This window comes from Bacillus sp. FSL R5-0576 (genome assembly GCF_038004765.1).
GTDB classification, from domain to species: Bacteria; Bacillota; Bacilli; order Bacillales; family Bacillaceae; genus Bacillus; species Bacillus subtilis.
Map to the genome: position 1 here is coordinate 612,223 of NZ_JBBORU010000001.1, position 15,768 is coordinate 627,990.

The 15,768-nt window shown below is 42.6% G+C and carries 9 protein-coding genes and 1 pseudogene; 8 read left to right on the forward strand and 2 right to left on the reverse strand.

From position 1 onward, the window contains the following. Positions 1-43: 43 nt before the first annotated feature. Complete coding sequence (opuE, locus tag NX903_RS03130) at positions 44-1,522, reverse strand: proline transporter OpuE (RefSeq protein ID WP_003233905.1); 1,479 nt, start codon at positions 1,520-1,522, stop codon at positions 44-46. A gap of 413 nt (positions 1,523-1,935) precedes the next feature. On the opposite strand from opuE, the gene gatC reads away from it, so the two are divergent. Genes gatC through gatB form a run of 3 tightly spaced genes read left to right on the forward strand, consistent with a single transcriptional unit; the run spans position 1,936 to position 5,143 of the window. Next, a complete protein-coding gene (gatC, locus tag NX903_RS03135) occupies positions 1,936-2,226 on the forward strand; it encodes an Asp-tRNA(Asn)/Glu-tRNA(Gln) amidotransferase subunit GatC (protein WP_003219442.1) in 291 nt (96 codons plus the stop codon). Positions 2,227-2,241: 15 nt separating this feature from the next. After that, complete coding sequence (gene gatA / locus NX903_RS03140; protein WP_003242878.1) at positions 2,242-3,699, forward strand: Asp-tRNA(Asn)/Glu-tRNA(Gln) amidotransferase subunit GatA; 1,458 nt, start codon at positions 2,242-2,244, stop codon at positions 3,697-3,699. 13 nt (positions 3,700-3,712) lie between these two features. Then, positions 3,713-5,143, forward strand: a complete 1,431-nt coding sequence (gatB, locus tag NX903_RS03145) for an Asp-tRNA(Asn)/Glu-tRNA(Gln) amidotransferase subunit GatB (RefSeq protein ID WP_003219444.1) — start codon at positions 3,713-3,715, stop codon at positions 5,141-5,143. Positions 5,144-5,158: 15 nt separating this feature from the next. Here gatB and NX903_RS03150 read toward each other — a convergent pair. After that, positions 5,159-6,029, reverse strand: a pseudogene (locus NX903_RS03150) (TetR/AcrR family transcriptional regulator). A 131-nt stretch (positions 6,030-6,160) separates the two neighbouring features. On the opposite strand from NX903_RS03150, the gene srfP reads away from it, so the two are divergent. From srfP to NX903_RS03175, 5 genes are all read left to right on the forward strand, one after another. Then, a complete protein-coding gene (gene srfP / locus NX903_RS03155) occupies positions 6,161-9,319 on the forward strand; it encodes a surfactin resistance protein SrfP (RefSeq protein WP_042977997.1) in 3,159 nt (1,052 codons plus the stop codon). A 151-nt stretch (positions 9,320-9,470) separates the two neighbouring features. Beyond that, positions 9,471-10,382 (forward strand): diacylglycerol kinase, encoded by a 912-nt coding sequence (locus NX903_RS03160; RefSeq protein WP_003233894.1) that lies wholly within the window; start codon positions 9,471-9,473, stop codon positions 10,380-10,382. 255 nt (positions 10,383-10,637) lie between these two features. Then, positions 10,638-12,014, forward strand: a complete 1,377-nt coding sequence (gene rlmD / locus NX903_RS03165) for a 23S rRNA (uracil(1939)-C(5))-methyltransferase RlmD (protein ID WP_086343540.1) — start codon at positions 10,638-10,640, stop codon at positions 12,012-12,014. A gap of 693 nt (positions 12,015-12,707) precedes the next feature. Beyond that, positions 12,708-14,492: a hypothetical protein gene (locus NX903_RS03170; protein WP_072175458.1), complete on the forward strand. Its 1,785-nt coding sequence runs from the start codon at positions 12,708-12,710 to the stop codon at positions 14,490-14,492. Continuing rightward, the gene (locus NX903_RS03175) at positions 14,485-15,423 is read left to right on the forward strand and encodes a hypothetical protein (protein WP_072175459.1); all 939 of its coding nucleotides are present in this window, start codon (positions 14,485-14,487) and stop codon (positions 15,421-15,423) included. The genes NX903_RS03170 and NX903_RS03175 overlap by 8 nt, the downstream gene beginning before the upstream one ends. Positions 15,424-15,768 lie beyond the last annotated feature (345 nt).

A 15,768-nucleotide genomic window follows, 5' to 3' on the forward strand; every position in this document is an offset into this window, starting at 1 on the left:
CAAGGGCACAAAAGCCACCAAGCTGCGCTTGATGGCTTATTGCTTACTTTTTGCGTTTTAACAGCTTTTCCATGACACCGAATAATCGGTAAGAGGCTTTTGCAGGACGTTTTGTGATCATGCTGACAATGATGCCGGCAATCATACTGAGAATAAACCCAGGGATGATTTCGTACACACCGGTTGATTTTGCCAGGCCGGTTGTAATCCAGATCAACACGGTCGCAGCCCCGACAATCATGGCAGCAAGCGCGCCCCATTCGTTCATTCGCTTCCAATACAGACTGAGCAGAATCGCAGGCCCGAAAGCTGAACCGAAGCCGGCCCAAGCGTATCCGACCAAATCAAGAATGGTGCTGTTCGGGTTCAATGACAAGAGTACCGCGATAACGGCAATGACTAAGACGGACAATCGCCCGATCATGACCAATTCTTTATCAGAAGCTTTTCGTCTGAAAAATGACCGGTATAAATCCTCTGTTACAGCACTTGCTGTGACCAAGAGCTGTGAGGAAATCGAACTCATGATGGCAGCCAAAATAGCTGACAATAAGAACCCTGTAATTAATGGGTGGAACAAGATTTTAGAGAAGATAATGAAAATCATCTCCGGATCTTTTACAGCAACTCCGAATTTATGGGCGTATGCAACACCGATTAAACCCGTCAGCACGGAACCTAGAACTGTAATGATCATCCAGCTCATGCCGATTCGGCGTGCAGGCTTCAAATCTTTAATGTTTTTAATCGCCATAAATCGGACGATGATATGAGGCTGGCCGTAGTAGCCCAAGCCCCAGGCTAAATAGGAAATAATGCTAATGACGCTCGCGCCTTTAAAAATATCCAATAAGTGTGGGTTAACAGCGCCGATTTCATGGAGAGTCGGAGCAACGCCGCCCACATGGGTAAAAGCAACGATCGGCACAAGCACTAGTGCTGCAAACATGATCGCACCCTGCACGAAGTCAGTCAGACTGACAGCAAGGAAACCGCCAAACAGTGTGTATAATACGACAACTGCGGTGGTCAGAAACAAGCCTAATTTGTAATCCGCACCAAAAGCAGATTCAAACAGCCGTCCGCCAGATACCATACCGGAAGAGGTATACAATGTGAAAAAGATCATGATGATCAATGCAGATACGATTTTCAGCAGTGATGAAGAATGCTGGAATCGTTTATCAAAGAAATCAGGAATCGTAATCGCATCATCCGCCGCTTCTGTATAAGCACGCAGCCTTGGAGCCAGCAGCAAGTAATTTGAGTACGCCCCGATTGTAAGACCTAAAGCAAGCCATAAGGTGGACAGCCCTGTCGCAAACATCGCGCCGGGAACACCCATCAGCATCCATCCACTCATATCGGCCGCGCCGGCAGACAAAGCAGTAACGAATGGTCCGAGGCCTCTTCCTCCAAGCATGTAATCATTGATGTCAGTGGTTTTCTTGAATGCATACCAGCCGATTAACAGCATGGCAATAAAGTAAATTCCTAAAGATATAATAATTTCAATACTCACGTTTTACCCTCTCTTCATTTCTAATAATGTTGCATCACCTCTCAAATTGATGGTGCCAGTTAAGCAGCCTGGCGTAAGTGCAAAACAAAAGAAATTCTTTTGCGGGTGCACTTGGTAACTTAACCTAACAAAGTATTCCCGGCCATTCAAGCGATGAAACATTGATCATAAGCTGGAAATACCGTTGCAAACATAGAAGGGAATAAAGAATAAAACGCTTTCAAAAAATAATTAAAGTAAAAATATTCAGAAAAATATTTCGTTTCTCCTTCGCCTCATTTTAGTATAAAATATATAGGGTATTGTTTCGAAAACACAGGCCTGTCTTAAGGCGTTTTGTTGCTTTAAAGGGCTTGTTTTTGATATGATCAGTATTATATGACTTAACGGAGAAATATGTGGAGGTGGATCATATGTCACGAATTTCAATAGAAGAAGTAAAGCACGTTGCGCACCTTGCAAGACTTGCGATTACTGAAGAAGAAGCAAAAATGTTCACTGAACAGCTCGACAGTATCATTTCATTTGCCGAGGAGCTTAATGAGGTTAACACAGACAATGTGGAGCCTACAACTCACGTGCTGAAAATGAAAAATGTCATGAGAGAAGATGAAGCGGGTAAAGGTCTTCCGGTTGAGGATGTCATGAAAAATGCGCCTGACCATAAAGACGGCTATATTCGTGTGCCATCAATTCTGGACTAAAGGAGGGACACAAGAATGTCATTATTTGATCATAAAATCACAGAATTAAAACAGCTCATACATAAAAAAGAGATTAAGATTTCTGATCTGGTTGATGAATCTTATAAACGCATCCAAGCGGTTGATGATAAGGTACAAGCCTTTTTGGCATTAGATGAAGAAAGAGCGCGCGCATACGCGAAGGAGCTTGATGAGGCGGTTGACGGCCGTTCTGAGCACGGTCTTCTTTTCGGTATGCCGATCGGCGTAAAAGATAATATCGTAACAAAAGGGCTGCGCACAACATGCTCCAGCAAAATTCTCGAAAACTTTGATCCGATTTATGACGCTACTGTCGTTCAGCGCCTTCAAGACGCTGAAGCGGTCACAATCGGTAAACTGAACATGGACGAATTCGCCATGGGGTCATCTACTGAAAACTCTGCTTACAAGCTGACGAAAAACCCTTGGAACCTGGATACAGTTCCCGGCGGATCGAGCGGCGGATCTGCGGCTGCGGTTGCTGCGGGAGAAGTTCCGTTTTCTCTTGGATCTGACACAGGCGGCTCCATCCGTCAGCCGGCATCTTTCTGTGGCGTTGTCGGTTTAAAACCTACATACGGACGTGTATCTCGTTACGGACTGGTCGCATTTGCGTCCTCATTAGACCAAATCGGACCGATTACACGTACGGTTGAGGATAACGCGTTTTTACTTCAAGCGATTTCCGGCGTAGACAAAATGGACTCCACGAGTGCAAATGTGGACGTGCCTGATTTTCTTTCTTCATTAACTGGAGACATCAAAGGACTGAAAATCGCCGTTCCGAAAGAATACCTTGGTGAAGGTGTCGGCAAAGAAGCGAGAGAATCTGTCTTGGCAGCGCTGAAAGTCCTTGAAGGTCTCGGCGCTACATGGGAAGAAGTGTCTCTTCCGCACAGTAAATACGCTCTTGCGACATATTACCTGCTGTCATCTTCTGAAGCGTCAGCGAACCTTGCACGCTTTGACGGCATCCGCTACGGCTACCGCACAGACAATGCGGATAACCTGATCGACCTTTACAAGCAAACGCGCGCTGAAGGTTTTGGAAATGAAGTCAAACGCCGCATCATGCTTGGAACGTTTGCTTTAAGCTCAGGCTACTACGATGCGTACTACAAAAAAGCGCAAAAAGTGCGTACGTTGATTAAGAAGGATTTCGAAGACGTATTTGAAAAATATGATGTTATTGTTGGACCGACTACACCGACACCTGCGTTTAAAATCGGTGAAAACACGAAGGATCCGCTCACAATGTACGCAAACGATATCTTAACGATTCCGGTCAACCTTGCCGGCGTACCGGGAATCAGCGTGCCATGCGGATTAGCAGACGGTCTTCCGCTCGGCCTGCAAATCATCGGAAAACACTTTGATGAAAGCACTGTATACCGCGTTGCTCATGCATTTGAACAAGCGACAGACCATCATAAAGCAAAACCTGAACTGTAAGGGGTGAAAAGAATTGAACTTTGAAACGGTAATCGGACTTGAAGTCCACGTTGAGTTAAAAACAAAATCAAAAATTTTCTCAAGCTCTCCAACGCCATTCGGCGCGGAGGCGAATACGCAGACAAGCGTTATTGACCTCGGATATCCGGGCGTCCTGCCTGTTCTGAACAAAGAAGCCGTTGAATTCGCAATGAAAGCCGCTATGGCGCTCAACTGTGAGATCGCAACGGATACGAAGTTTGACCGCAAAAACTATTTCTATCCTGACAACCCGAAAGCGTATCAGATTTCTCAATTTGATAAGCCAATCGGCGAAAACGGCTGGATCGAAATTGAAGTCGGCGGAAAAACAAAACGCATCGGCATCACGCGCCTTCACCTTGAAGAGGATGCCGGAAAACTGACACACACAGGCGACGGCTATTCTCTTGTTGACTTCAACCGCCAGGGAACGCCGCTTGTTGAGATCGTATCAGAGCCGGATATCCGCACGCCGGAAGAAGCGTACGCGTATCTTGAAAAGCTGAAATCCATCATCCAATATACAGGCGTTTCTGACTGTAAAATGGAAGAAGGCTCACTTCGCTGTGACGCCAATATCTCTCTTCGTCCGATCGGCCAAGAGGAATTCGGCACAAAAACGGAATTGAAAAACTTGAACTCCTTTGCGTTTGTTCAAAAAGGCCTTGAGCATGAAGAAAAACGCCAGGAGCAGGTTCTTCTTTCCGGCGGCGTCATCCAGCAGGAAACTCGCCGTTATGATGAAGCAACGAAGAAAACCATTCTTATGCGTGTCAAAGAGGGATCTGACGACTACCGTTACTTCCCAGAGCCGGATCTAGTCGAGCTCTACATTGATGATGAATGGAAGGAACGCGTAAAAGCAAGCATTCCTGAGCTTCCGGATGAGCGCCGCAAGCGTTATATCGAAGAGCTTGGCTTGCCTGCATATGACGCGATGGTTCTGACGCTGACAAAAGAAATGGCTGATTTCTTCGAAGAAACCGTTCAAAAAGGCGCTGAAGCTAAACAAGCGTCTAACTGGCTGATGGGTGAAGTGTCAGCTTACCTAAACGCAGAACAAAAAGAGCTTGCCGATGTTGCCCTGACTCCTGAAGGCCTTGCCGGCATGATCAAATTGATTGAAAAAGGAACCATTTCTTCTAAGATCGCGAAGAAAGTGTTTAAAGAGTTGATTGAAAAAGGCGGCGACGCTGAGAAGATTGTGAAAGAGAAAGGCCTTGTTCAGATTTCTGACGAAGGCGTGCTTCTGAAGCTTGTCACTGAGGCGCTTGACAACAATCCTCAATCAATCGAAGACTTTAAAAACGGAAAAGACCGCGCGATCGGCTTCCTAGTCGGACAGATTATGAAAGCGTCCAAAGGACAAGCCAACCCGCCGATGGTCAACAAAATTCTGCTTGAAGAAATTAAAAAACGCTAATAAAAAAAGCAGCCCTTAGAGGCTGCTTTTTTTATGGTCAAATTGAGATAAAGACAGAGATGAGGGCCCGAAGCCTTTCAACTTCTTTGTCGTTGGTTCCGGTCAAATTGGACAGCATGCCTTTAATAATCGGCTTGCGCGGTTTATCCTGAGTCAATTCTTCCTCGATAACATCAAGTGACACGGTGATATCCTCGGGCAGCGTGCTGTTTTCTTTCACTTTCTGAATGTCCTCAAGCAGCTGGTCTTTCTCCGCAGGCATCGGGTTGAAAATGTCTTTTGACACAATCGGATTGAGTGCAGAACGGCTCAGTCCCTGTACAAGATCATCCAGTCTCTCAATAATAAAGGCTGAGATTTCTTCTGCATCGATATTAAGCTCACCGTTAAATACCATCACGTTCATATAGGAATGCACAATGCCTCTAGCCATGATGGACAGATCTGCGACATACCGCTCGATTCCTTCGCCATAGGATACCAGCAAGGCGTTCCGGTACAGCTTATCCGTCTCTGTGGTAATTTTGTAAAAATATTGCTTGATTTCTTGGTTTTCCGGAATGATATTTTCGGTAAGCAAAAGAACGATAAAATCTTTATGATCACGAAAATCCTCAAATTGTGCGCCAATTTGTTTTTTCAAAACTTCTTTAGGCGGCTTTCCGGCGAGATCTTCTTCTATATTTTTCATTTTGTTCATAGACATACCGATATAATATTCACAGGCAGATAACAGCAGCGCTTCTTTCGATTTGAAGTGCAAATAAAAAGCGCCCTTCGAAATGCCGCATTCACTGGCGATTTCTTGGATCGTCGTAGCTGCGAATCCTTTTTTCGCAAATAAACGAATGCTGGTTTTTATAATTCTCTCTTTTTTTTCATTCATGACGTGCTTCCCCTTAATCCTTGAAAAATTTAGTAAAATTTTCTGGTATATGAGTTGACGTTGTTGCGTTATAACGTTTAGTATTATATAGAATGACCAGTCAGTCAATAAAAAATGTAATGGAGGATATGATGAATCACGTTATTAATTTCGTTCTGAAAAACAAATTCGCCGTATGGCTGATGACGATTATTGTAACGGCAGCCGGCTTGTATGCGGGTATGAATATGAAGCAAGAGTCTATTCCTGACGTGAACATGCCTTACTTGACGATCAGCACGACATATCCGGGTGCGACACCAAGCCAAGTGGCTGATGAAGTGACCAAACCGGTTGAACAAGCCGTGCAGAACTTGGACGGTGTCAGTGTTGTGACTTCGACGTCCTATGAAAACGCATCGTCGGTCATGATTGAATATGATTATGAGAAAGATATGGACAAAGCGAAAACAGAAGCAGCTGAAGCGTTAGAAAACGTCAACCTGCCTGATGACGCGAAGGATCCGGAGATTTCACGCTACAGCTTGAATTCATTCCCGATTCTGACGCTGAGCGTGTCCAGTGATAAAGATAATCTGCAAGAGCTGACGAAACAAGTGGAGGACAGCCTCGTTTCTAAGCTTGAAGGCATAGAAGGTGTTGCGTCCGTCCAAGTATCAGGCCAGCAGGTGGAAGAGGTTGAATTCTCTTTCAAAGAAGACAAACTGAAGGAATACGGCCTTGATGAAGATACAGTCAAGCAAGTGATTCAAGGTTCAGATGTGACAACTCCGCTTGGATTGTACACATTCGGAAATGAAGAAAAATCTGTCGTCGTCAGCGGCGATATTGAAACAATTAAAGATTTGAAGAATATGAGAATCCCGACGGCATCAGCTTCAAGTGCAGGCAGCAGTGCAGCATCTCAAGCGGCGGCGCAGAGTGCTCAAGCAGCTCAGAGCGCGCAAGCGGCAGCACAGGCGCAGCAAAGCGCAAGCACAGCAGTGCCGACGGTCAAACTTTCTGACATTGCTACAATTAAAGATGTGAAAAAAGCTGAATCCGTTTCACGCACAAATGGCAAAGACAGCATCGGCATCAACATCGTCAAAGCAAACGATGCGAATACGGTAGAGGTTGCCGACGATGTCAAAGCTGAGCTGAAGAAGTTCAAAGAAGACCATAAAGGCTTCAATTACAGCGCAACTCTCGACATGGCGGAGCCGATCACACAGTCAGTTGACACGATGTTAAGCAAAGCCATTTTCGGTGCTATTTTTGCGATTGTGATTATTCTCTTATTCTTAAGGGATATCAAATCAACATTAATTTCGGTAATTTCAATTCCATTATCATTGCTGATCGCACTCCTTGTGCTGCAGCAGCTTGATATCACATTGAATATTATGACGCTCGGCGCAATGACCGTTGCCATCGGACGTGTAGTCGATGACTCCATCGTTGTGATCGAGAACATTTATCGCCGAATGAGACTCAAAGACGAGCCGCTCCGCGGAAAAGCCTTGGTTCGTGAAGCGACGAAGGAAATGTTTAAACCGATCATGTCATCAACGATTGTGACAATTGCGGTATTCCTGCCGCTCGCACTTGTAGGCGGACAAATCGGTGAGTTGTTTATTCCGTTTGCCTTAACGATTGTTTTTGCGCTTGCCGCATCCCTGGTGATTTCAATCACGCTTGTGCCGATGCTCGCACACAGCCTGTTCAAAAAATCATTAACCGGTGCGCCGATTAAAGCGAAAGAACACAAACCTGGCAGACTTGCAAACATCTATAAAAAAGTATTGAACTGGGCGCTGAGCCACAAATGGATCACGTCTATCATCGCTGTTCTGATGCTCCTTGGAAGCTTGTTCCTCGTACCGTTAATCGGTGCCAGCTACCTGCCGTCCGAGGAAGAAAAAACAATGCAGCTCACATACAGCCCAGAACCGGGTGAAACGAAAAAAGAAGCCGAAAATGAAGCTGAAAAAGCAGAAAAAATCCTGCTTGACCGCAAGCATGTCGATACGGTTCAGTATTCATTAGGCTCTGGCAGCCCGCTTGCCGGAGGAGATTCTAACGGTGCGTTATTCTATATCAAATATGAAAGCGACACACCTGACTTTGATAAAGAAAAAGATAACGTTCTGAAGGAAATCCAAAAGCAATCTGACCGCGGAGAATGGAAGTCACAGGACTTCAGCTCTTCAGGCAATAACAACGAATTAACATACTATGTGTATGGCGATTCTGAAAACGATATTAAAGACACGGTCAAAGACATTGAAAAAATCATGAAAGATGAAAAGGATCTGAAAAACGTAAATTCAGGCCTTTCCAGCACATATGATGAGTACACATTTGTCGCTGACCAAGAAAAACTAAGCAAGCTCGGTTTAACCGCGTCTCAAATTTCTCAGGCCTTAATGTCACAAACATCGCAAGAACCGCTCACCACAGTGAAAAAAGACGGCAAAGAGCTTGATGTGAACATTAAGACAGAAAAAGACGAGTATAAGAGTGTGAAAGATTTAGAGAATAAAAAGATCACTTCAGCGACTGGCCAGGAAGTCAAAATCGGCGATGTGGCAAAAGTGAAGGAAGGATCAACATCAGATACCGTGTCAAAACGTGACGGAAAAGTCTATGCGGATGTCACAGGTGAGGTTACATCTGACAACGTCACAGCCGTATCAGCTGCTATCCAGAAGAAAATCGATAAGCTTGACCATCCTGATAACGTATCGATTGACACAGGCGGCGTATCAGCGGATATCGCTGATTCTTTCACGAAGCTCGGTTTAGCTATGCTGGCAGCAATAGCGATCGTTTACCTTGTGCTCGTGATTACCTTCGGCGGAGCACTAGCGCCATTTGCGATTCTGTTCTCATTGCCGTTCACAGTCATCGGTGCCCTGGTCGGACTTTACGTATCAGGTGAAACGATCAGTCTGAACGCAATGATCGGTATGCTCATGCTGATCGGTATCGTTGTCACGAATGCCATTGTCTTAATTGACCGCGTGATTCATAAGGAAGCGGAAGGGCTGTCTACGAGAGAAGCGCTCCTGGAAGCCGGCTCTACACGACTCCGTCCGATCCTGATGACAGCCATTGCGACAATCGGCGCCTTGATTCCATTAGCCCTCGGCTTCGAAGGCGGAAGCCAGGTCATTTCAAAAGGACTCGGCGTAACGGTTATCGGCGGTTTAATCAGTTCAACACTTCTGACACTCTTGATCGTGCCAATCGTATATGAAGTATTGGCGAAGTTCCGCAAGAAAAAACCTGGAACGGAAGAAGAGTAAAAAAACAAAAAGCCTCAGCTCTGCTGAGGCTTTTGTGCGTTTTCACCTGTAAGATTATGTACATTTTGTTGCGATTTTTTTAACTCATAGTATAATTAAAGGTTGTTAGTGTAAAAATGGATCGGATACTCTTAAGTAGGATGATGAGATAATGAAACGTGCACGCATAATATACAATCCGACTTCAGGACGGGAGATCTTTAAAAAGCATCTTGCCCAGGTCCTGCAAAAATTTGAACAAGCCGGCTATGAAACCTCCACCCATGCGACGACATGCGCAGGAGACGCTACACACGCTGCCAAGGAAGCGGCATTGCGTGAGTTTGACCTGATCATTGCGGCAGGCGGAGACGGAACGATCAACGAGGTCGTCAACGGGCTTGCGCCTTTAGACAACCGTCCGACACTCGGTGTCATTCCAGTCGGCACAACAAACGACTTCGCCAGAGCGCTCGGCATTCCGCGAGAGGATATTTTAAAAGCGGCAGATACGGTCATTAACGGCGTTGCCCGCCCGATTGATATCGGACAGGTCAACGGCCAGTATTTTATCAATATCGCCGGAGGAGGCCGTCTGACGGAGCTGACGTACGACGTGCCAAGCAAACTCAAAACAATGCTAGGCCAGCTTGCTTATTATTTAAAAGGAATGGAAATGCTGCCTTCACTTCGTCCGACAGAAGTCGAGATTGAATATGATGGCAAGCTGTTTCAAGGTGAAATCATGCTGTTTTTGGTCACGCTGACAAACTCCGTCGGCGGGTTCGAAAAACTCGCGCCGGATTCCAGCCTGAATGACGGCATGTTTGATTTGATGATACTAAAGAAAGCAAACCTTGCTGAATTTATCAGGGTCGCTACGATGGCGCTTCGCGGCGAACACATCAACGACCAGCACATTATTTATACAAAAGCGAACCGCGTGAAAGTCAATGTATCAGAAAAGATGCAGCTGAACCTGGACGGCGAGTACGGCGGCATGCTGCCGGGCGAATTCGTGAATCTGTATCGACACATTCACGTCGTCATGCCGAAGGAGAAAGCGGAACAGCTGGATGACTAAAACTTGGCTTTGTAAGCCAAGCTCAGAATGTTGACAAAATCCTAAAACAGTTTTCGTTTTAGGATTTTGTCATCTTTTCAGCGTGATTGAAAACCTTTGAAGTCTAGGAAGGACGAGCATTGGAGCGGAGCGAATGTTGAATTCGTGAGCACCGAAGCACAGGACTGACAACGAATGCGAAGGTTTGCCTACACGCTGAAACTTGGCTTGAACAGGCCAAGTTTTTCTTTCGCTTAAAACTAGAGGTGATTATAGATGAAAATGAAACCCCCAGTAGAAAAAAACGAATACTATGACGTGACTTTTGAGGATTTGACCCACGAAGGAGCGGGTGTCGCAAAGGTCCAAGGCTTTCCGATCTTCGTGCCGAACGCCCTGCCGGAGGAAAAAGCCCAAATCAAAGTGACACGCGTCAAAAAAGGGTTCGCCTTCGGCCGCCTGATTGAGCTGAAGGAAGAAAGCCCGCATAGAACGGACGCCCCATGCCCGATTTACAAGCAATGCGGAGGCTGCCAGCTTCAGCACATGACCTACGAAGGCCAGCTCCTGTTTAAACAGAAACAAGTCAAAGACGTCTTAGAACGCATCGGCAAGCTGGACCTTTCAAACGTCACCGTGCATCCGACACTCGGCATGGAAGACCCGTGGAACTACAGAAACAAAGCACAGGTGCCGGTAGGAGAACGGGAAGGCGGACTCGTCGCGGGATTCTATCAGCAAAGAAGCCATGACATCATCGACATGAGCGCCTGCCTGATCCAGCAATCCAAAAACGACGAAGCCGTCCAAGCCGTCAAAGACATTTGCGCAAACTACGGTGTCAAAGCCTACAACGAAGAACGCCACAAAGGCTGGCTCCGCCACATCATGGTCAGATACGGCGTTGTTACGGGCGAAATGATGATCGTTTTCATCACAAGAACAAACGATTTCCCGCATAAAGCGAAGATCATCGAAGACATCACAGCGCAATTCCCGCACGTCAAATCCATCGTGCAAAACATCAACCCAAACAAAACAAACGTCATTTTTGGCAACGAAACAAATGTCATCTGGGGCGAAGAATACATCTACGACCTCATCGGAGACGTAAAATTCGCCATCTCCGCCAGATCGTTCTACCAAGTCAACCCAGAGCAGACAAAGGTGCTCTACGACAAAGCGCTTGAGTACGCTGAGCTTCAAGGGGAAGAAACCGTCATTGACGCTTACTGCGGCATCGGAACGATTTCTCTCTTCCTGGCAAAGCAGGCGAAAAAAGTGTACGGCGTAGAAATTGTACCGGAGGCAATTGAGGATGCCAAACGCAACGCTGAATTAAACGGCATCACAAACGCAGAGTTCGCGGTCGGGGAAGCGGAAACCGTGATTCCAAAGTGGTATGAAGAAGGCATCACGGCCGATACGCTAGTCGTCGACCCGCCAAGAAAAGGCTGCGACGAAGCCCTCCTGCGGACGATTGTGGAGATGAAACCGAAGCGGGTGGTGTATGTGTCCTGTAATCCTGGCACGCTTGCGAGGGATTTGCGGGTGCTTGAGGATGGCGGGTATCAGACGCTCGAAGTGCAGCCTGTGGATATGTTTCCACATACGAATCATGTGGAGTGCTGTGTGTTGCTCGTGAAAAAATAGAAGATATATAAGGGTCCGAGAATCGGTAATGGGTTCTCGGACTCCCATCTTCTATTATTTCAATTCTTTCTATGACTGACAAATTAGATCTTGGATTTTGAATTGAGGGTAATATTCCTCATAGAATTTCTTGAATTCATTATACAGCTCTGTGTTCATTTTGAATCTGGGCTTCATACTTAGCTTCCTTATTGTAAATCCTCTCATCAAGCATCAACATTCTATTGAATTGGTACATTTAGAGAAAACCTTTTAAAGCATCAAAGTGTTCGGGTAATACTGGCTTGTCCGACTGGTGATAAAAATAATCATCCACTTTCATTTCTTTCGTGAAATTTGCTGTATAGAATACCTACCATACCTGCTACTTTCTTCAAATCACTTTTATATAGAAGGTTCACTTCTACACTTTTTGATGGTTTCGTTGTAAAGAATGTGTCTTTATCCACAAGCACAACCCTCTTTCTATTTGTGAGGATATAGTAGAAGTTAGAGCCTATGATTCCATGAGGGATTCGGTTTTGATTCAATATATTGGAAATGTATATTTTGAATAGGTAGAATATAGATGGTAAGTAATATTCGGCAAGTAATTGTCCCTTTTAAAACACACCTATTTGTAACTGCGTCATATGTAGTTTAACGTTAGTAAAGTGAATTTCATTCGAAGTCTAATTAAGGAGAAGGTAATAAATGATGAACCCACTAGACTCATCACTTTTTCTAAATAGTTATAGTGTTCCATACAATGGATTTGAAAATAACAATTTGGTTTTATCGATGTTATATTCCAAAGATACTGTCATTTTGCATTATTTGGTTCTTAAACAAAAAAACAAAGAAAAATTTATGATATGCGGTTTTGATTTCATTAGCGGGTCAATTATTCCTGTAGAGATTACGAATATAGGTAGCGTTCTTAGAAATCTTAGGGATTTCTTAAATAGTGAATATAACACTATGAATATAGTTATTGAGTCTATTGACGAAATTGTAGAACATTTTGAGAATGGGAAAATAAAAAAAGAAATTGATACATATAAGTCTTTATCAATTCTGACATCAACACAGAGAAATATAATAAGTGGGAGCTGTGAGGTATACAGTAACGGTAAATTAATTAGACCTCATAAAACTTTACTTATATCGAGTAGAAGAGGTTTAGTTTACGGGAAATTTGAATTTGAAAGTAATCAAAATGTTATTCAGGGTTTGAAAAATATACACCTTTCTGAGGATTGGGTTATCAGGTATTGGATAAATGATAATTCTATAGAATCTGCAGGGACAATATATGAAGTGAAAAAAGGTATAGATGGAATCACAATTTTTCTAAGCTCATTTATTCATGAATTAAGTAAGAAGAAGATGGATTTCTTTTCTTTTCAAGGTTCAGACCCAAATTCACCATTACAGGCGATATTGAGGAGTTCCGGAATGTTAAAGGAACAAATTAATATAGAGGGTTTTGGAGTAAAATTTGTTCCTTACCTTGTGTTGCTTCCAATAGAAAATCTAATGCTAAATAATTTTGAATTTGGGTTGGGGGGTGTAACCTTTTTAACTAAAGACCAAGCCTTTGATATGTATAAGGGATTTGAGGAGAAATATAATCATAATTTACTTGGTCAGTTTGATACTTTTGCTCAAACAATTGTCGAATCAGATAACGTATATGATGCCTATTTATTAGGTAGACAAAAAGTTCAAGATGCAATCGATATGATAATTTTACTATCCAAAAATGAAAGAGTGTTTAATTTATACAACTTAGGTAATGAGCTAAATGAATGGAATAGATTAAGATTATATCAAAATCCTAAATGCTCTTCACTCTATTATGTGGAAAATCTAGTAGGCGTAGAAAACATTTTGGGTGATTCTAAAAACACCTGGGAAAATAATTCTTTAGGTGTCGATTCTCAATTTGAAAAAGTTTTTAGAGAATTGGATTGGTATGAAGAAAAACTGTACAAAAAACAGACCGGGCAGCAATCAACTTTAGACAAGCAGTTGTTTAATGCTTTAAAGTGGTTGAATAGAAGTTGGAAAGCAGAAGATATAGAAGACAAGGTTATTTATACAAACATAGCTATGGAATTTTTGGTTGATAAAATTGAAACCGACCCTTTTTTGCCTGATGAAATTATTAGGGAATTCAAAAAATTGTTGAAGCAACTATTAAAAGAACAAAGTGATACTTTTACAGAAGAATATTCTAGGAAAATAAAAGAAAAGAGTTTAGGAAAACTTAAAGATCCTCCTTTGAAAATCAAAGTTCAAACCTTGATTCGGCATCTATCTATTCCAATAACTGATGAAGACTTTAGTAAGTTATGGAAGGTTAGAGACTATCGTAATGACCTGGTGCATGGAAGGGATGAATTAAAAATAAACCCAGAAAACGTTTTGAGTGCAAATATACTTTTAGGAGAGTTAATTGTTTATAGATTAAGAAGTATGGAAGAAGGTGATTGATATAAACACTTTATTAGCCGCCTATCATTTTGGAAATAAAATATCAAAATCCCCTTTTGGAAGGACACTTTTCCTAAGATTTAATGACATAAAGATCAAATTATCACCGGAAGCATGGTCACTCTATCACGATGCGATTAAGACATGTTTATTTCAACACTATTATAGTTTTGGACTTGCCTATAAAAAAATTGAGGCTATATGTTCAAAAAAAGAGGGATATCTTCAAAAAAGTTTTACTGAATTACAAGATTGTAGCGAGGTGCATTTATTAATTGAGGAGGGAGATCAACTCGGCAGAGATTTGGAAAATTCACTTTTTCAAATGTTTGCAAGGCTACCTTCAAAGAATATTTCTGGAACCTTTAATTCTTTTGATTTATATAGAGCTTGGATGAATGTTTTTTACCAATTGCAAAGCACCAAATTATTAACTTACCTACATCAACATAAATCAAATATAGAAAATAAACAAGGTAATGTTCAAAAATTTATGGAGTCAAAAGAGGTTTATCCTTTCTCAAGACAGAACAGAATACTTATTCGAAAATTAGATATAAAGGGTACACATAAGGAGATCATGTATTCTTTGGAATTTTTTGATGGGCTTAGAAATTCCATTCTCCAAGTTATTTTTGAAACCCATTTTAATCGCTCTTTTACACTAAATAAAAATGAGATAGTTGAATACAAAGAAAAGAAACGAAATAAAGTTCGTGTTTTTTCGACAAAGGTATTTGGCACGGATGTTTTTAAATATAAAGGAAATTTTGTATTGCTATATGAAAACAATAAACTACAAGAAGTCGGTTTGATAAAGAGAAGAGTAGGAAGAAACCTGGAAATGGGTGATAAATCTATTTCAACAATTGAGGGCCTATTATATCCAAAAAACGATTACAATCTTTTTGTACCAGAGCTCACAAATTAATTTAAGAACCTTTCTGGAACAGTAAGAAAGTATGGGGTGTTAATACTACATCATCCCTTAACTTTTTCTTGATTGATAAAATCCTCTTCACGCTTTAATCGTTTTTACTATATAAATTGTTATGGAAATATAGATGAATTCCCACTGCTCAATATTGTTTTGAATCTACTATTCAGCACTCTGCGCATCAGGAGTGTGTGGCGGTTCTGGGAATTAGAAAAGGCAACTAACCTCTTTGTTAGTGTTGCCTTTTTTAAATTGGAAAAGGCTTATGTTTCCATGTTTTGAATAACTAATTTCGGGTATATTCCTTTCAAGTGAGTTCATCCTTCTGTGGATTTCGAT

What these genes read in the sequence shown, in the direction of transcription:
- gatA (WP_003242878.1), top strand. Translation starts at nt 2,242, where the DNA reads ATGTCATTATTTGATCATAAAATCACAGAATTAAAACAGCTCATACAT.
- NX903_RS03160 (WP_003233894.1), top strand. Translation starts at nt 9,471, where the DNA reads ATGAAACGTGCACGCATAATATACAATCCGACTTCAGGACGGGAGATC.
- NX903_RS03170 (WP_072175458.1), top strand. Translation starts at nt 12,708, where the DNA reads ATGATGAACCCACTAGACTCATCACTTTTTCTAAATAGTTATAGTGTT.
- rlmD (WP_086343540.1), top strand. Translation starts at nt 10,638, where the DNA reads ATGAAAATGAAACCCCCAGTAGAAAAAAACGAATACTATGACGTGACT.
- srfP (WP_042977997.1), top strand. Translation starts at nt 6,161, where the DNA reads ATGAATCACGTTATTAATTTCGTTCTGAAAAACAAATTCGCCGTATGG.
- gatC (WP_003219442.1), top strand. Translation starts at nt 1,936, where the DNA reads ATGTCACGAATTTCAATAGAAGAAGTAAAGCACGTTGCGCACCTTGCA.